Here is an 18,318-nt window from a genome sequence, read left to right as displayed (position 1 = left end):
CATGAAGAGTGCTTTTAACAACATATGGTGTTTAATACTATTCTTAGGAATAACCCCAAATATAGCTAGTCAGCAAGGGCCTGCAAAAGTATGGGCCACTGCCAATTTCAATAAGAAAGAGGTAATGGTTGGGGAACCTCTCGTAGTAACCATTACAGTCTATACCAGTACCTGGTTTACTAAACCACCAATTTTTGAGGAGATTCAGGTTAAAGGGGCCTTAATGACCAGACTGGAACAGAGGAATTCTGCAAGATCTGTTACTATAGGGAGGAAAATATATCCGGCGATAGAACAAAAATTTGTGGTGTATCCTAATGCCATTGGAAAAAATACTTTACCCCCATTTAAAATAACTATCAGCAGTCCACGTGAAGGAGATTATAAAGGGCAGGAAAGAGTGGTCTATACTAAAGAGAGAAGTTTCGAAGTTTTACCGCCACCGGAAGAGGCAGAGCAATCTAAGTGGTTGGCAGCCTACAAGGTAAGTCTAACGGAAGTATGGAATAGGGCTTTTGACAGCATAAAGGTTGGGGACATTCTGGAGCGGAGAATTATCATTAAGGCCTCTGGGGCCCTTGCAGCTGCAATTCCACCGGTGGATATTTCCACTATTGATTTTGGAACAATTTACCCCAAACCTCCTTCTTTGATTAATTATCAGAATCGAGCTAGTTTTACGGGCACAAGAACAGAAATTTTATCATACTTGGTCGAGAAAGATGGAAGTTTCAAGATTCCAGAAGTTAGCATTCCATGGTATAATTTGAACACAAAGCAAATGGAATACGAAACCATAGATTCTATTGACATTAATATAGCTCCGAACAAGGATATGGCCTTTATTCTCACAAGACAAAAGGAATTGCAGGAGGCCTTAGCTTTGGAGCAGCAAGAGGTATTGCCTGAGGAGGAAGGTTTTCAATTGTTTGGATTAAATTGGTGGCAATTAACCTTGGTAGTACTGAGTATTCTTGCCTTGATAAAACTGCTTTTCGAAGGCTTCAAAAGATTAAAACTAATCAATGACACTAAACGAGAAAAGAAACTTAACTCGGAAGAGCATTATTTGGATTTGCTAAGGAATTCGTTTCATAATGGAGAAAGACAAGAGGTAATAAAGAATTTATTTTTTTGGTATGATCGTTTTAGAGAAAACAGACTAGGTCCGGAGTTTGGCGACTTCGTTAAGGCGAGTCATAACCAGAAATTTGAAGAAGAAATAGAAGATTTATCGGAAGAAACATATAAAGGGTCTGATGAAGCCAAGCTTCCTTCTGATCTATACGCCTCCATAAAGAAGGGACGGGAATCGATAACTAAGGAGGCTTCCATCAGAAAAAAGAAGGAATGGTATAAGATCAATCCATGATTAGAACTATGGAAATACAAGATATTCAAATAGACTTAGAGCCAATTACGGCGCCACCACCTATCCCAGCTTGGCCTCCACAACCTGGATGGTATGTTTTTGGAGCCATTCTACTTATGGGAATAGTTTTCCTTTTGAGAAAACTCTATCTGAAAAGAAAAAGAAATGAATACCGTAAGATTTCACTGCAGGAGCTAGAAAAAGTTAAGAGCATGCCTATAGACGAAAAGGCATTTAGACAACTAAACTTATTACTCAAATCTACCGCTCTTTATGCCTTTAAAAGGGAGAAAGTTGCCTCACTTACGGGAAAGGAATGGCTGCAGTTTCTAGAGTCTAGTTGTTCCAATATAAAATTAACAGACATTTCTGCTAAAGTTTTGGTAAATTCAATGTACAATAAAAATGCAGGCCCAGAGCTAACACCGATAGAATGGAAAGACATACTTGCCACAGCTGCGGTTTGGATTAAGGATCACAAAGGAGATTCGAAGTAATTCTCATACACCCTAAAGTTATTAATTAAAAATAGTAGAATTGGAATGGATTACCCTTAGTACAATTGCCCATGTAATTCTGGCTTCTTCCTCTATGTTCTTTTTGATAAAAGACGGAAGCAAGCCGGTACGAATATGGGTGTGGATTCTCCTGATTATTTTCTTGCCTATTTTAGGTGCCTTGCTGTATTTTTCATTCGGAGCTAACTTAAGAAAACGGAAACTCTTCGATATTAAAAAAGAGATTGACTACGAACAGTTTGAGACCTTTGTTCAAAAGTATTCAAAAGTGGCGGAGACAACACTTTTAAAAAGGCACGATGTTGCTCCAAGCTATTTACATCTTATTCGACTATTAACTAGGGTGAACAGCTCCATTATAACCTTTAATAATGAAGTAAAGATTTTACACGACGGGCCAGAAACTTTTGAATCAATTTTTCAGGCTTGCGAACTAGCTAAATCCTATATACATCTGCAGTACTATATTTTTATTGATGGGATATTATGCGAGAAGTTTATAGAAATTTTTGAAAGAAAAATTAAAGAGGGTGTTGAGGTCAGAATAATATATGATGCTGTGGGAAGTTGGGATTTATCTAAGGATATAATCTTGAAATTTCAAAGAATAGGAGTTTCAATATTTCCATTTATGCCAGTGCGGTTTGGTAGACTAGCAAGATTAAATTATAGGAATCACAGGAAGATTCTGGTAGTAGACGGTGAGATTGGTTTTACCGGAGGGATTAATATAGACGACAAGTATATTTTGGATAATGATACACTTGGGCATTGGTCGGATACACATTTGAGAATTGAAGGGATGGGAGTTAATTTCTTACATTTTGTTTTTCTTTCGGACTGGCTATTTGTAAGTCGTGAAAACCTAATAAAACCATCTATTTTTAAGATGATGCCCCCAATAGGGGATATACCCTTACAAATCGTTTCTAGCGGACCAGACGCGGATTACCCTAACATTCTTCAACAATATTTATATATTCTCTATCAAGCCAAAGAATACGTTTATATAGTAAATCCATATTTAGTCCCAGATTCTAATTTATCTATGGCTATAAAAACGGTGGCGCTTAGTGGAATCGACCTTAGAATTATAGTTCCAAAGGAATCCGAATCTTCTATAATTCATTATACGATTAAGTCTTATTTCAGACGTTTTTTAGATGCTGGAGTTAAGATCTATCAATTTAATAAGGGGTTTATTCATTCTAAAGTGATACTGTCCGATGATGCAATCTGTTCTATTGGAACAGCTAATTTAGATATACGCAGTTTTGAGCAAAACTTTGAAGTAAATGCCTTAATATATGATGAGGATACTACTTTGAGTATGAAGGCACAGTATCAGATATTTCAGGACGCCAGTATACTATTAACTTCCGAAATTCATTCCAAACGGTCGAGGATGGAAATAGTTAAAGAAAAACTTGCCAGATTGTGTAGTCCTCTGATGTAATTATCTACCAAATAATGGGTGCTTTGAACCTGTCCAAAACCTAAAGAATAGTATCTTTGATAGATAAATTGCTATTTATGAAGACTAGTTCACAACATTCCATTGCCATATTTTTTATTCTCTTTTTTTTACTAGAATCTTGCGATTTTATAAAGACACAACAGTCAAGTTCTGTATCTCTTCCGGAAGGAAAAACTTGTTGTCCTCCCACAGGACGGGCCAGCTCGGTTATGGCTCAGGCAGCCGCAGTAAAGACTAACATCGATGGAATGGTAAAAATACCAGAGGGGGAGTTTATGATGGGCGGTGAAGGGAAGTTGGCTTTGAAAAGAGAGTTTCCCAAACATCCGGTTAAGGTAAATTCGTTTTATATGGATGAACATGAGGTTACAAATGCAGAATTTAAAAAATTTGTCGAGGAAACTAACTATAAGACCATAGCCGAAAGACCTATTAATTGGGAGGAATTGAAAACACAACTCCCTCCGGGAACTCCAAAACCTCCCGATGAAGCTCTGCAGCCAGGATCTTTGGTTTTTACACCAAAACCAGGAATTACAGACCTCACAAATTATTACCAATGGTGGGCATGGACCAATCACGTAAATTGGAAAGAGCCATATGGAAAAGGAAGCTCTATTGAAGGTAAGGAAACACATCCTGTAGTCCACATTGCCACAGCTGACGCAAAGGCTTATGCTACATGGGCTGGGAAAAGGCTTCCAACCGAAGCGGAATGGGAATGGGCAGCTAGAGGAGGTTTAAACGAAACTATTTACCCATGGGGAAATAAGGATGTAAATGAGACTCCATATGAGTGTAATTTTTTTCAAGGGGCATTTCCTTCGGAAAATTCTATTGCTGATGGTTTTGAAAACACCGCTCCTGTGGGAAGTTTTAAGCCAAATGGCTATGGGCTTTATGATATGGCCGGGAATGTATGGGAAATAACATCAGATTTATATGATATCAACTACTATAAGACCCTTCCCATTAATGAGACAATTATTAACCCTAAGGGTCCTGAAAAAAGTTATGATCCCTCGCAGCCTTATGCTAAACAAAATGTAATTAAGGGTGGGTCTTTTCTATGCAATGATAGTTACTGTGCCAGTTATAGAGTTTCTGCTAGAATGCCATTGGAAATGGATAGTGCGATGAATCATGTGGGATTTAGGTGCGTGGTAGATGTGAATTAAAGCTGTATGCAGAAAAAAGTGTTATTCTCAATTCCTCAGGAAATGAAAATAACACCTTCTAAATAAGTATTGTCACGGGCTTTTACTCACCAATGGGGGTAAAAGAAAAATGCTGTCCGCCAACAGAGGCTTCAAGCATTAATCCACCCTTTACTCGTGTGAATATGGCAACACCATCCTGGTAGGCAACATCCGCGCTAGCTCCTTTAGTAATGGCGGTAGCACTTGCCTGACCACTAAATTTAAATTTTCCTCCGGTAAATCTGTCATAGGCCGCTTTGTTCTCGAAGAAAATTACCTCGCTGTACTGCTGTCCTCCCGCCTGTAGACCAAAAGTGCCTTGCCCTAATTTGGAAGATCCGGTTGCAGCGCCTCCTTTAAATACCATTCCTTCACCGCCAGCACCGCCTATTACCAATCCGGCTTTAGTTATTTTTGGATAGACTGCATAGCCATAAGCTTCATTTTTAAAGGTCTGAAGTTTTGGGACATCATCAATCATTTGCTGCAAGGCCGCCCTAGAGTCTTTCTCTAGTTCTGGTTTCCAACCTCCTATTTGTGCATAGGAAGTAAAGGAAAAAGCCACACAGGTTAGGAGCATTAAAAAATACATTTTCTTAAAATGGATAGTGTTCATCATAGATAAATTAAAATTATTAAAATAGTGTTTTGTTTAGTGTTCTAATTAAAGAGGTAATTAATCCCAAAGCTTCAATAATTAACCTCTTAAAAAAGGTCTCAAAAGGTACAAAAAAGAATGGTAAATACAAGATGGGGAATAAATAATTCACGGCCTTGTCTTGCCTTAGAAATCTATATTCGCAGCCCTTGTTCTGGTGGTTATTGGTCTGTAATTTCCATAGTTCAAATATATTTTTATTTAAAACTATTCAGGATGGTACTTGCGTAGTTACTAGCAGTGCCAACGGCATTGTCGGGATTCTCTATCGAAGCAGTAACCCAGGCGACTAATTGCTTGTCTTCAGGAAGATCTAAATTATAAACCACGGTTTCCAGAATATAGGTTTTAGAGGTAATAGTAGAACCTGATTTTTCTACATAAACAATGTCAGAGGAAATAGACATAGGGTTATAATAATAATTATAAAAGCCTCCATAGTAACTAGGATAGTACATTGCACCATAGTCTACAGCGGCCTGGTAGCCTCCCTGTCCCATTTCTCTAGAGTTTTCTTGGTAATCTTTTAGGGCTGTGAGTATAACCCCGTTATAACCGTTCTCCTCTATGATAGACTTTATCTTCTCAGATTGTTCCTCTGAAACTTTCTGAGTTGGGTCAAAGTTGGGAAATTTAGTATAACTCGAAACGGCATCAACTCCCTTAGATACAAGTCTCTTTGTAATTTCATCTTCATAGGCTTGCCTTATTTCCATTTTTGAAACTCTTCCAATTACCAAAATACTTTTATCCTTCATTGAAGGGTTTTCTGCTTTCCAATTTTTAATAACCTTGTAGCCAGTACAACTACTCGTTAGAATTGTAGCCACAAAAACTATTAAATACACTCTTTTTTGCATCTTATATGTTTAACTTGTTATACGTTTTGGCCTTCCTTATGTTTGTATTTACTATTAAAGAATGCCATTCTTATGGAATAATTAATAAACTATTCTTAACCTTGCAATATTAAAGAACTTTAGGAGATAATTACGAATTAATTACTAATGTTCTTGTTAATATACATGGAATTTGATTGGATTGCGAAAAGTGTTTAATAATCAACCCTAAGGGACGGCTTTCATCAAGTTAATATTTATGGAAAAGCATAAACCCTTCAAATGAATTAGCTATTGATATTGTAAATTTTATTTTTTTAGTATGAGAATAATTAATTATTTATATCCGTATCGGTTTGATCTGTTTCTAATTAGCCTGTTGTTTATTCTTTTTGGCACCTTATTTGTTCCTAATAATTGGTATGATAATTATTTGAATTCCATTTTTTTTGTTACCAATATAATTGCCGGTCTACTTTTAATTTCAAAGAAAAAGCGTTCACGTTACCTCTATTTTTTTATCCTATTTACCAGTATTATTTTATTTGTAATATCTGCAATAGATCAGAACGAAGTTGGGTCCTACACTTATTATGAATTTGCCACAATGTTTTCTTTTTACTGTTTGGTGACCTCAGATATTATTCATCAGGTCTGGCATACCAAAAGTGTCAATAGGTCTGTAATGACAGGGCTTATGAGTGGTTATATTTGTCTGGGTCTTGTTGGGTTTTTTATCTTAATGACCATTGAATTAATGGAACCTGGTTCTTTTGCAGGTTTGTCTGAACCAGATCATACCTTTGCCAATAAACGAGACGATTTAACCTATTTTAGTTATATAACTCTGCTTACAATAGGTTATGGTGAAATTTTACCTGTTTCTAGGTTGGCCAGAAATGCGACTGTTTTAATTGGTTTATTGGGACAGTTTTATTTAGTGATCGTAACTGCGGTGGTAATAGAAAAGTATATCCGAAACAGGGCAGAATAGAAGTCTATTTATTAAATTTCCAGCCAAACCCGCTCGTAAAATTATAATCAAAATCACTACCTGTTTGTGCAGACTGGTTATCATAGTTAAAACTAAACCCAAGCTTAATATAGAAATCTAATGGAAGATCATACTTTAAGTTAAAATCGAAATCACTCCTAAGTCGTCCTCTTTCAGATAAGCTGGGGAAAAAGTTAATATTCGTCTTTAAGCTAAAGTCTTTAAAATCAAACATATTAAAAGTAGATCCCAAGAGTAATTCAACAGAATTTCTACTTGGAGAATCGTCTGTAAATTCTTCTGTATTAAAGGTAAAACCACCCAAAACTCCCAAATTTAACTTGCGGGTATTAATTACTAGGTTTCCAACACCCACACCGGGTGTATATCTGTTTTTTAGGGCCTGTTCCGTATTGGATAGATAGGCAAGGTCGCCATAGACATACCAACTTCTTCCTAGGAGGCGTAAGAGTTCTAATTGTAGATTGTTTCTTTGAATCCGGTCGGTATTGGTTTGGGAAGAATTTAATAATTCTATAGAGAAATTACTTATCCAATTATTATCGTTGTACGATAGTGCGCCAGAGACAGTAAGCTGGGTATTATTATTAGCTTTGGCTAGGGTAAAACCTGCGTCTATATTTCCTTTAAACCTACCCCAAAACCTATCTGTGACTTCCTGTAAGGCAACAACCTCACTTAAGCGGTACTCTTCCACTTCCCCATTAGTTAGGGTAATCCTGACCTTTTTTGGCTCATAGGTGCGTATATTGCCGTAACGTCTTCTTCCTCTGGTAAGAAGTATAAGGGATTTTCTCTGAATAATTAGCTCGTCTACCTTATTAAATTCTATTTTAAAGTCTTGGTCGCTATACATCGTTTTTAAAATAAGGACTCCGTTGTTTAGACTTTTAATTTCCCCAACTGCAATGTCTTTATTTCTAAAAACCAGCGTGTCTCTTTGCCCAAAGGCCAAAGAACATATAAGAAACAGAAACAGTGGTAAAAATTTGTGCATGGATGTTTCCCTAGATTTAATGGACAAACAAGGCTTACAAGATAAAGAAACGAAAAAGAATTATTAAATTTGAGTTGTGCACAATTTAAAGTACTTAGCACCTAAAATTTTCGCCGTTCTCACTTTCTTATTCTTATAATCTATGAAAATACTATTCACTTTTTTTTCCTTGTTGTTAGTTTCTTCTTTTTACTCTTGCAAGAATAAAGAGGACAAAGACAAATTTGATAGACAATTGTATTATGGAGGCGATATACTTACTATGGAAGGAGATGTGCCGACCTATGAAGAAACACTCGTAGTGGAAGATGGTAAAATCGCGTTTCTGGGATCCTTAGATGAAGCGGTAAATTTATATGGGAACAAGTATGAAGAAATTGATTTGAAAGGAGGTACACTATTGCCGGGATTTATTGACGGGCACGCCCATTACGCTGCTTTTTCCGCTCAGGCTATCGGGGCACAAATTTTACCACCGCCAGATGCCGGAGCAGCAAATATTTCTACATTAATAGAAATATTAAAATCGTGGAATACTCCAGAGAACTTAAGTCTAACAGGCTGGGTCTTTGGTATGGGTTTCGATGATTCTGTATTAGAAGAAAAAAGGTTTCCTACCAAAGAAGATTTAGACAAGGTTTCTACAGAAGTTCCTGTTTTTATTATTCACATCTCAGGGCATTTCGCATCCGTAAATTCTAAAGGCTTGCAAATACTAAATATTACCGAAAATACCCCGGATCCTGAAGGCGGTATTATTCGAAGAATACCCGGATCTAATGAGCCTAATGGTGTTTTAGAGGAATTGGCCGCAATTCCTCATATGATAAGCGTTATTAGCCCTAACACGGAAGAGGGGATGAGACGTTTTATGGAAGCAGGACAAGAGATGGCACTATCTTATGGCTATACCACTGCTCAGGAAGGGCGTGCAATGCAAAATCATTTGGCATTGGTGAAAGAAGCTGAAAATGGTAATTTAAAACTAGATGTTATTAGTTATGTAGATTATACCCTGATGGAGGAGTATTTATCCACAAAATGGTATAGTAAAGATTATATAAACCACTATAGAATCGGAGGGGCTAAACTTACTTTAGACGGTTCTCCTCAGGGACGAACAGCTTGGCGCACACAACCATATCTTATTCCTCCCGATGGAGCATCCGAGGATTATAGCGGATATCCTGCAATTCCTAAGGACGAGGATGTAATGGACATTTATGATAAAGCCTTAAAAAACAATTGGCAGATACTAACACATGCTAACGGGGATGCGGCGATAGATCAAATGATAAGAACAATAAAGCCAAGTGTGAATAAATATGGAAATAATGATCGTAGAAATGTTTTAATTCATGGGCAGTATGTACGAGAAGATCAGTTAGATTCCCTAAAAAAGCTTGATATTATCGCATCCCTATTTCCACTTCATACTTTTTACTGGGGAGACTGGCATAAGGAGATTATTGGGGATAGTTTGGGAAATAAAATTAGTCCAACAAGAACGGCCTTAAAAAAGGGCTTAAGAATTACAATTCACACAGACGCTCCAGTGGCTCTCCCGAATTTAATGCGTGTTGTTTGGACTGCTTCCAACAGAACTTCTCGCTCAGGGGATATTATTGGTAATACGGAGAGGCTTAAACCATACAAGGCTCTGAAGGCCATTACAGATTGGTCGGCATACCAGCATTTTGAGGAAGATAGAAAAGGAACGTTGGAGGTAGGCAAATTAGCGGATATGGTTCTACTTGATGAGAACCCTTTAAAAGTTCCAATTGATAATATTAAAAATATTATAGTTCTACAGACGATAAAGGAGGGTAAAACTATATATAGGAGATAGGGATTTGCCTTTAATTGTTCATATTGTTCTATCTTGCCAAAAAAACATTTACATATGAGTTCTATTAAAAAGTTTAAGGCTTTAGGATTAATTTTTCTTTTTGCATTAGTATATAAGGCAGAAGCCCAGCGTGTTGATATTTCCCTGGATTATGGATACCAAATGGGCACGAAGTTAAATTATGGTTCCTCTAACTACGTCAAAGCTACTGATGGAGGATTTTTTAGAGGCATTGTTGGATTTGAATTAGCGAGTGAGACTATGCTAGAGCTAACTTATATGAAAATGAACTCTGATTTATTGGTTAGGGACTTTTTTATTAGTCCTTCAGAAGAACGTTTATCAGACTTAGCCATGGATTGGATTCATCTCGGGACTAATCGCTATTTTGATACTGGCGGAGATATTACGCCATTTTTAGGATTAAGTGCGGGAGTCACGATCTTTACTCCTAAAAATGAAAATTTCGATATTGTCGATAGATCTTTGAATTCCTCTACTGAGTTTTCTTTTCTAATTAAAGGGGGGGTTATATTTAATGTAAGTGATGTGGTCGGTATTAAATTGCAAGCAGATTTAATGTTTCCTGTTTCTTGGGGAGGATATTATTACGGTTACGGAGGTGCATTTTACTCGGGAGGTACTACGGTTATGGGAGCAGTTTCCGGGGGTCTAGTATTTACACTCGGGGGTTAAGCGTCTACTTGAATAAGATAGACCAGGTTAGCAGAAGGGTGTTTGTGGTAGAACCAACATCCCGTTGTGTGTCTGAAAAGATATAGGCTAGCTTTATTCCTTGGTTTCCTGCGAAACTTCTACCTATTGAAAGAGCTGTTACAAAGTTCGCACGTTGATCATCATTGAATTGTTGGTTAACTACAGAAGATGCACCTTGGTTATATCCTGCACTTACAGAGGCCCAGTATTTTTTTCCAAATTGTCTAATTAGATGGGTCTGAAAGGCAAACATTGGATCTTTTTTCTGAACCTGATTATTAAAAAAGTCGTTGTTATTTGTAAAGAATAAAACAGATCCGGTTAATTCAAAAGACCATGCTCCCCAATAATGTACTAATCCGGCCTGTGGTCTAATTATAAATCTATTTGCTCCAAGATTAATGAGTTTATCGTTAAAGTATTCCCCAAAAGGAAAGGTAATGGCCATAGATACGCCAAAGGTTGTAAAAACTGGATTATTAAGTCTATACTCCTGAAGTTCTTTAGGTCCAACAGGAGGAGGACCAGATAAATTAAGAGAAAAGCGAATTCTTGGATCGGCAAAACCAGTTCTTTGAACCGAGGTGGGCTCTCCACTTAACAGCCCTTGCCACTTTGAGGATGAAAAGGGGACCAAAACATCTACTCTAGCTAGCTTGTTCCATAGTTTAAAGGGTCTGACGTATGAGGCAACAAAACTATTTCCTTTGTATGTTACGTCTTCCGCACCTAGTAATGGATCAAAAAATACATCTCCTGAGGTGTAGGCATAACCCACTCCAATTGCATTTAAACCTAAGGGCATAGAGGCCCATCTCCTTGGTTCTACGTCTTGTGAAAAGGTCTGGGTTACACAAAAAAATCCTAAAAAGAGGAATAATGAATTCTTATATAGACTTAGTTGTTTCATGGGTATAAATCGTGATAACCCTTATTCTAAATTGGGCTATTTTTTGATTTTAACGGGATACTTTTTTAAAAGCTTTTTTACGGTTTTAGTAATATTGTCGTAGCTCTGTTGAGGCCCTTCTTTAATCATGCTTTTGGTTCTGGACTGCCAAATCATTTCATTTAGGGCATTATCTACCACATCTAAGGTAACGGTGCCTGCTTTGTAGACTTGTACTAAATATTTTTCAGATTGCCAATGATAAGTTCGCTGCCCCATATATCGCGGAGAGTCTCTAAAGGAGGTTTCTGCAGTTTTTTCCTCCTGAGTAATAACTATTCCGATATTTAAAATAAGATCGGGATTGTCGGATACTTTTTCATACCCTCTTGCAATCATTTGTTTATTTATCTCTTCTACAAGGAAGTTTAAACTTTCCTTTTTGGGCTCAAACTCTGGAACATTATTAATATCTAAGCCAAAAACTTTAAAAGTCTTATAACTCTTAAAGTCGGCCGTAGGCGATTTATTGGAGCCAATTAATACTTGGGAATGTCCTATTCCCATGGATAATAACAAAACAAATACTATTCTCATAAAATTTTTCATGGCTATATTTTTACGGATTGGAAATCCCCCATCTTTTATAGGCGGATCTAAGAAATTCCGCATAAATATCCTTATGAACAGCGTATTGTTCGGGGTTTAATAATTCTTTGAGTTCGTCGTCCTGTTTGCCTAGGAGTGTATTCAGCTCCTGCTTTAATCGATCTTTTGAATATCCCTTGTCTTTATCATCTAACCTGGCAATTTTTGCGATGTAATAGGTGATGACGCTAGTATATTGGTTCATCTCTTCTTCGGAAAGCTTCATTTTTTTTACTTCCTCATGAAACCATATTTGCAGATTGTCTTTTTCTTTGGAAGAAAATATTTCTACTTTGTCTTCCGGAGCAACGGCCTGCGCCTTTAAACCTAGAGGGTAGAATATACTAAGGATGATGGCTAAGAATACGTATGGTATAGATTTCATAATCAGAAATATTAGAACATTGCTAAAGTAATTAAATACTTTGCCTTAAAGATAGCACCTTTTAAAAGACTGAATTCAAATGCCCCTCAAATAATTGCAGTAATGGTCGCTTATTTGATGATGATAGAATACAAAGAAGCTGTTAAAGTAAAAAGCGCCAATTTACAGAAAGTAATAAGGATTTTCTATCTCCAATTACCCCACCTTCTGCCCTGAACATCCAATTTTTATTGACTTGGTATTGCGCACCAATGACACCGTTCCATGGCTCCTTAACCTTTTTTTCTAGGCTATATCGCACGGTGGCAGATCCATCGGCTGCACCAATTCTTTCAAATATTGGTGTAAGCACCTCATCTGCAACCTCGATTTTTTTAGCGTCAATTGGGTTATTTGGATTTAAGGAGTTGTACCATTCAAAATAGTTAGCCTCAATCTCCTGAGCCCTGTCAAAGACGTCTTGTGGTAGTACGTCCTTTAATTGAATTGCACCCACGGTTTCCGAGGCTAGGGTAACTTTCATAGCTCCTAACCAGACACCAAAATTACGATAGGGTTTGTCATCATGAACAAAGTTATGACCCACCCTTACCCCAAAAGTGGTAACTTTTACCGGAGTATCCAGGAGTTCTGGTTTACTCCAGCTAATGTTTCCGTCCACTGCAACCCAAATGGGACCTATCCCTCCAGCAGCGGTGGCTCCAAAACCGTAGGTGGTAAGTCTCTGATCAACCACAGAATTAAGATCAACAGGAACGGTTAAGTTTACTTCTGTTCTGGAAGAGCCTAGACCAAATAGCCCATATAAGTTTAAAAATGGGAAAACCCAAATATCTGGTCTAAACAAAACAGTATTTGCGTCCGAGTAGTTTTCTCCAAATTCCAGAAAATCAACCTCAGTAAGAGGAATATCTACATCATCAGTTAGGAGTCCCAGAGAAATATTATCAATAACAATTTGTTGCCTAACCCAAATAAAATTGATCATGGCACCTGTAGGGTAAGGGATGTCAAAACCATTTTTATAGGCTTTTTGGCCCCAAATAGGTAAGATATTATCGTATTTAACCTGTTTTAAACTATCTGTATACTTCTGATGTTGGGTGCGTACTCTTGTAGTCGCATACTGGGCGGAAACGCTATTTATCGCAAAAAGAAGGATGATAATTAAGCTTGATCTAAAAATTGCCATTTCGTTATTCTTTTTCTTTATTTTCTTTCTCTAGGGCTTTCTTTGCTCTTAATTCCTGACTCTTTTTTACACCAATTGGGATGTTACACTTAAGAAATAAAGAGCTGTTTTTTGGTCCACTTATGTCTTTGTAAACATTGGTGAAACCGTAATAATATTTTAATCCCAAAGTAATTCCTGCGGCTCTGTTTGAAAGGCGATATCCACCTCCGAATGTAGCGCCAGCCCCAAATCTATTAATTGCATCTTTATTATCCTGCCTTGTCCTAACTTCAATATTATTTTCATCAGTCTCATATTCTACAAAGGCCTTGTGCATAAGACCAAATTGTGGGCCAACTTCAAGATAAATCCTGTTTTTAAATCGGTATTTGATAAGTGCAGGAACCATAAAATAACTAATTTTCTGACTGTAGTCCCCTTCCCCTTCCTGCGTCTCAATTCCCAGTAGTTCAAGATCGGCAGGGCTAAGTTCCCCAGCCCCTAATCTACCTTTGACCAAAACTCCGGTATATAAGTACCATTGATTTTTCATTCGTATGTCGAAATAAAAACCAAGGTTCAATTCAGAAAGACTCTTGCCGTTATTTAATTCAGAAATATTAGAAAAATTGTAACCTCCTTCTAGGCCAAATTCAAGATCAGGAGAATTTAGTTTATCCCCGAATACTGCCGCAATTAAAACTTGAGAGTGACTTTTCCATGATGCTAAACATAGCAGAAGAGTAAATAGTAGGATTTTATGTCTCATAAGTAGCGACTTCTATTGCTTTGGATTAGTACACTTATAATAAATTGAAAATGCCAAAAAAGGGAATCTTTACTTGGCATTTTCAGCTTAGAGAAATTCTTATTTTACTTAGGGTCGAAAGTAAACTTTTGTCCACCAATCGATGCTTCATACATTAAACCTCCTTTGACATGAGTAAAAATGGCAACACCATCTTGATAAGGTGCCACGGCGGCTCCTCCTTCAGTAATTGCCACAGCAGATGCTTGTGCGCCAAATTTAAATTTACCTCCTGTAAATCTGTCGTAAGCACCTTTGTCTTCAAAGAAAATAAGCTCACTAAATTGTTGCCCTCCCGCCTGAAGACCAAAAGATGCTTGGCCCAGTTTAGATTCACCTGTGGCCTTACCACCTTGGTAAACTATTCCTTTTCCACCAGCACCTCCGATACCCAAGCCTGCTTTAGTAATTTTTGGATATATCGCATAACCATAGGCTTTGGCAAAGAAGGAACTCAATTTAGGCGAAACTTTTTTCATTTCAGCAATTGCCTCATTACAGTCTTTTTCCAGATCAGGATTCCAACCTGCCTGTCCATACGAAGCCGTTAGGGCCATTAGGAATAAAAAAAAGGGGATTAGTAGTTTTTTCTTTAGCGTAGTTCTCATAATAGTTAAAAATTAAAAAATTCAAGGATAAGATACATATATTTTTTAACAATTCTTAAAAGTCTTCCTATAACTTGAGACTATATAGATTTCTCCCTTTTTTACCCGTTTGTTCGTCAGAAAGCAGCAGTGTTTTCTCGTTTATAAAGAGGATACTCTCTAGTTGGGTATTCGACTTTAGATCTATCGTTTTAAGCTCCTCAAAAGTAAAGTTTGGTAATACAAAGCCTGTATAAACCAATACCTTTCCATAGCTCAGCAGAACCAGTGTTTTTCCATCCTCGGAAATGTCTGCAGCTGTAATTCTGCAAGAGTCGCTTGCCTCACAGGTATCGATAGTAGTTATAAGTTTGGCGATATATTTACCTGGTACGTCAGGAACGGAATAAATTGTTACATCTCCTGAAAAAGGGCTAGATCTATTTTTATTTAAGATGTAGACCTGGTTTCCAAAATGAAATATGGCCTCAGAATCAAATTTTAAATTTTTCTTTTTAGGTGGAAATTTTTTTTGATCCGGATAGCGAAGCTCTATTTTTTCAGCGGTAATTTTACTTCCTTTCTCCTTGTCTGGATTCGGGGTTTTATAAATTACTAAGTCCGTTCTCTTGTTAGCATTATTTCCTAAGTCACTTATGTATAAGTTTCCCGATGTATCTCTGGCTAGATCTTCCCAATCCTTATTTTTAGCATTTTTAACTTTAAGTTCCTTTATCAGTTTCCCGCTTAAGTCTATCTGATAAAGTACGTCCTCATTACCACTGTCGTTTATCATCCAGAGAGTACTATCTTTTCCTATGGCCATCCCGGAATTTTCTTTTAGAATTTTGGGAAGTTTGGCAATCTTAGTCAGTTGCCCATAATTGGTACAACAAACACAGGAGCAGATAATTAATAAGGAGATAAATTTATTCAAACTAATTTTTTAATGGCATATAAATTTCTGCCTTCCAATTTAACTCATACCCTCCAGATACTGGTTGGTTAAAAAAAATTTCCACAGGCAATTCTACCACCTCGATCTTTTCTTTTTTGGCATAATTCAACAGCGCATACCAGGCTCTGTCTGAGGTGCTATAATTTCCATTGTAGGTTGCTTTAATAGCTTTTCTAGGCTTAAATTCTTTGTACTTCAAATCTGGATGGGAGGGCAAATTGTCTGTCTTTAAAATTGGATAACAAAAATCGAAGCTAAGAGCTCCTGTTAATTTGTTCCATGAAGTAACTTCAATAAAAGGGCTACCATTTAAGGCAATATTATTTTGTGCCAGGATGGAGTTTAATAAAGGAAAGTTAATCATCATCCCTTTTGCTTTACCTATTTGGATAGTATTGACAGTTGTATAGGCGCAATAAGTTCCTTCGAGTTCAGATGCGCCCTCGATACGAACTTTCCATTGTGATAAGTGATTTTTTAAATTATCTCTAAAATCAATAACTGTATTGGTAGTTGTTTCTTCAAATACGGTTTTCTGAAAGGGAATCGTAATTTTATTTATAAAGCTATGTTTAATGTCGCTAACATAGGCTGTTACATTGGTAAGCGAGTCATTAATGGGTTTTATTTCCCAGCGATATTGGTGGATAGAATCACCTCCGCTAAAAACATTTTCTACAATGTAATCTTCCTTTTCTTCTAGGATTTGTATACTGTCTTGTTGGGTAGTCCAAAGTAGGAGACTTTGTTTAACAATTCCAGGTAGGGCCTTTGTTTTAAATGAAACAGCATAATCATGAGGTTTTATAAACAAGTACCAACTTAAAAATCCTATTACGGCTACAGCGAGGAAGCCTCCAATTTTATTTTGCATTATTTGTTACTAGCAAGTTCTTTTTTTGTAGTCATTTGTAAATTATCTAACATAAAACGGCCCAAATCCCTTCCTTGTTTTACGCCTACGGAAACTGCCTTTCTGTAGTGGATACCTCCGTACATTCTGCTTATAGCAGCTTCATCTGCGGCTTCATTAAAAGAATTAAAACTTCTAATCGGAAGGCCATAAGGAATTTCTGTATCATCGTCGAATGCAAAATTATCCCCGAAAATCTCTGTTAAAGCTGTTGCGGCTGCACCGGATACTACGCTATGCCCGCTGGTGTACTCAGGGAATGGCGGAGTTTGTAAAACAGGTTTCCAACTATCGTCTATGTGTGCATTGATAAGTGTTTCCGGTCTAATCAAATTACTTCTATACTTTTCATCCCAACAACTAATAAAAGCATCTGCAATGGCCATAGAGGTTTTTGTATAGGCATAAACAGTTTTATTAAAATCCGAGTTTGTTTTTTTGGTTGCGATTTTTACAATCCCTATCCAGTGGGCTCCTGGGGTGATTTTTTTGGTTGCGAACATTAAATGCCCACGAGTAACTGAAACATAAGGGTTGCAGTCCCAAAACTGAGCGATGGCAATTTCTTCTGAGGAATCACCTTTGGCAGTTATTTCTACGCTAATATCATAAACCTCCTTTAGTTCTTTATAGAATTCGGAATCTTCGTCCATTGAAAAAGGAGGAGGAGGCACAGGGATAAATTGGTTTGCTGAATCAATTACAAAAGGCCTAATTTTATTCCAGTGCGGCTCGATTCCATCCATATATGCCGGGGGAGTGGGTTGCCATCGGGAAGGCTCGTCGGTGTCTACAGTAAACTTAGGCATAGTCCTGGTTTGCTTGTAATTATCTTTGTTCATCCATTCTGAAATGTGATTTGCGACAACAAGACCGTAATCTCTTGCAGCTTCAAATTCCTGAGGATTTTGACCTTCCCATTTGGTATACAGGCTATCTCGGAAAGATTCTAGTTTTTCCTCCGAAAAAATTAACCTTTTACTCACGTCCATATGTGCAACTAAGGCAGCTAACTGAAAATTAATTTTTTTGTCTGCCGGAGGTTTAGGAATAGTAGTTAGTTCATGTGCCTGTCCTGCTAAGGAAAGATATTGCTCATCTTCAAGAGCAATAATTTCATATGCAGCAACATTTGGATAAGCAAAGATCCTACTAGCCACAGGAGGAGAGAAAATATCGTGGATCATAATCTCAGTAACTTTGTCAATAGCCATATGCAATTCTTCTTGTTGCACAACTATTGGCTCAACGGTTTTCTGGCAAGAACTTAGGATAATTAACCCACTTAAAAGCCCATAAATCTTCTTCATTTGTA

At 37.2% G+C, this 18,318-nt stretch carries 19 protein-coding genes; 7 read left to right on the top strand and 12 right to left on the bottom strand.

From position 1 onward, the window contains the following. The first annotated feature begins 1 nt into the window (after position 1). From PXG98_RS01515 to PXG98_RS01500, 4 genes are all read left to right on the top strand, one after another. The gene (locus PXG98_RS01515) at positions 2–1,372 is read left to right on the top strand and encodes a BatD family protein (RefSeq protein WP_276388632.1); all 1,371 of its coding nucleotides are present in this window, start codon (positions 2–4) and stop codon (positions 1,370–1,372) included. Continuing rightward, entirely contained in the window at positions 1,369–1,869 is a 501-nt protein-coding gene (locus tag PXG98_RS01510) for a DUF4381 domain-containing protein (RefSeq protein ID WP_276388631.1), read from the top strand. The genes PXG98_RS01515 and PXG98_RS01510 overlap by 4 nt, the downstream gene beginning before the upstream one ends. Before the next feature lie 40 nt (positions 1,870–1,909). Further along, positions 1,910–3,346: a cardiolipin synthase gene (gene cls, locus PXG98_RS01505; RefSeq protein ID WP_276388630.1), complete on the top strand. Its 1,437-nt coding sequence runs from the start codon at positions 1,910–1,912 to the stop codon at positions 3,344–3,346. 77 nt (positions 3,347–3,423) lie between these two features. Then, entirely contained in the window at positions 3,424–4,545 is a 1,122-nt protein-coding gene (locus tag PXG98_RS01500) for a formylglycine-generating enzyme family protein (RefSeq protein ID WP_276388629.1), read from the top strand. Positions 4,546–4,627: 82 nt separating this feature from the next. Here PXG98_RS01500 and PXG98_RS01495 read toward each other — a convergent pair whose 3' ends face one another. Together PXG98_RS01495 and PXG98_RS01490 are read right to left on the bottom strand one after the other, a co-directional pair. Next, on the bottom strand, positions 4,628–5,185 hold the full coding sequence (locus tag PXG98_RS01495) for a lipid-binding SYLF domain-containing protein (RefSeq protein WP_276388628.1): 558 nt from the start codon (positions 5,183–5,185) through the stop codon (positions 4,628–4,630). A 236-nt stretch (positions 5,186–5,421) separates the two neighbouring features. Then, entirely contained in the window at positions 5,422–6,084 is a 663-nt protein-coding gene (locus tag PXG98_RS01490) for a hypothetical protein (RefSeq protein WP_276388627.1), read from the bottom strand. A gap of 301 nt (positions 6,085–6,385) precedes the next feature. On the opposite strand from PXG98_RS01490, the gene PXG98_RS01485 reads away from it, so the two are divergent. Then, a complete protein-coding gene (locus PXG98_RS01485; RefSeq protein ID WP_276388626.1) occupies positions 6,386–7,057 on the top strand; it encodes an ion channel in 672 nt (223 codons plus the stop codon). Between the two features lie 4 nt (positions 7,058–7,061). Here PXG98_RS01485 and PXG98_RS01480 read toward each other — a convergent pair whose 3' ends face one another. After that, entirely contained in the window at positions 7,062–8,075 is a 1,014-nt protein-coding gene (locus PXG98_RS01480; protein WP_276388625.1) for a DUF481 domain-containing protein, read from the bottom strand. Positions 8,076–8,217: 142 nt separating this feature from the next. Here PXG98_RS01480 and PXG98_RS01475 point away from each other — a divergent pair, with 142 nt between their 5' ends. Together PXG98_RS01475 and PXG98_RS01470 are read left to right on the top strand one after the other, a co-directional pair. Next, the gene (locus PXG98_RS01475) at positions 8,218–9,924 is read left to right on the top strand and encodes an amidohydrolase (RefSeq protein WP_276388624.1); all 1,707 of its coding nucleotides are present in this window, start codon (positions 8,218–8,220) and stop codon (positions 9,922–9,924) included. A 54-nt stretch (positions 9,925–9,978) separates the two neighbouring features. Further along, positions 9,979–10,620 (top strand): hypothetical protein, encoded by a 642-nt coding sequence (locus tag PXG98_RS01470; RefSeq protein ID WP_276388623.1) that lies wholly within the window; start codon positions 9,979–9,981, stop codon positions 10,618–10,620. A gap of 4 nt (positions 10,621–10,624) precedes the next feature. Here the strand turns inward: PXG98_RS01470 and PXG98_RS01465 are convergent, their stop codons facing one another. The 9 genes from PXG98_RS01465 to PXG98_RS01425 form a co-directional block, all read right to left on the bottom strand. Next, positions 10,625–11,551, bottom strand: a complete 927-nt coding sequence (locus tag PXG98_RS01465) for a transporter (protein WP_276388622.1) — start codon at positions 11,549–11,551, stop codon at positions 10,625–10,627. A gap of 36 nt (positions 11,552–11,587) precedes the next feature. Beyond that, complete coding sequence (locus PXG98_RS01460) at positions 11,588–12,139, bottom strand: DUF4136 domain-containing protein (protein ID WP_276388621.1); 552 nt, start codon at positions 12,137–12,139, stop codon at positions 11,588–11,590. 10 nt (positions 12,140–12,149) lie between these two features. Next, positions 12,150–12,563 carry a hypothetical protein gene (locus PXG98_RS01455; protein WP_276388620.1) on the bottom strand — a complete coding sequence of 138 codons (414 nt, stop codon included), beginning with the start codon at positions 12,561–12,563 and terminating at the stop codon, positions 12,150–12,152. Between the two features lie 142 nt (positions 12,564–12,705). Then, complete coding sequence (locus tag PXG98_RS01450) at positions 12,706–13,755, bottom strand: hypothetical protein (protein WP_276388619.1); 1,050 nt, start codon at positions 13,753–13,755, stop codon at positions 12,706–12,708. A gap of 4 nt (positions 13,756–13,759) precedes the next feature. Next, the gene (locus tag PXG98_RS01445) at positions 13,760–14,506 is read right to left on the bottom strand and encodes a porin family protein (protein WP_276388618.1); all 747 of its coding nucleotides are present in this window, start codon (positions 14,504–14,506) and stop codon (positions 13,760–13,762) included. Between the two features lie 104 nt (positions 14,507–14,610). Beyond that, positions 14,611–15,153 (bottom strand): lipid-binding SYLF domain-containing protein, encoded by a 543-nt coding sequence (locus PXG98_RS01440; protein WP_276388617.1) that lies wholly within the window; start codon positions 15,151–15,153, stop codon positions 14,611–14,613. A 67-nt stretch (positions 15,154–15,220) separates the two neighbouring features. Then, positions 15,221–16,069 carry an NHL repeat-containing protein gene (locus PXG98_RS01435; protein ID WP_276388616.1) on the bottom strand — a complete coding sequence of 283 codons (849 nt, stop codon included), beginning with the start codon at positions 16,067–16,069 and terminating at the stop codon, positions 15,221–15,223. 1 nt (position 16,070) lies between these two features. Further along, positions 16,071–16,964: a GyrI-like domain-containing protein gene (locus tag PXG98_RS01430; protein ID WP_276388615.1), complete on the bottom strand. Its 894-nt coding sequence runs from the start codon at positions 16,962–16,964 to the stop codon at positions 16,071–16,073. After that, complete coding sequence (locus PXG98_RS01425; RefSeq protein WP_276388614.1) at positions 16,964–18,313, bottom strand: vanadium-dependent haloperoxidase; 1,350 nt, start codon at positions 18,311–18,313, stop codon at positions 16,964–16,966. Before PXG98_RS01425 ends, PXG98_RS01430 begins: the two co-directional genes overlap by 1 nt. Between the last annotated feature and the right edge of the window lie 5 nt (positions 18,314–18,318).

Origin of the sequence: Eudoraea chungangensis (assembly GCF_029360665.1) — a bacterium.
In the GTDB taxonomy this organism is placed as follows: Bacteria; Bacteroidota; Bacteroidia; order Flavobacteriales; family Flavobacteriaceae; genus Eudoraea; species Eudoraea chungangensis.
Note: the sequence above shows the minus strand (reverse complement) of the source record. Positions and strands in the feature narration are given on the sequence as shown.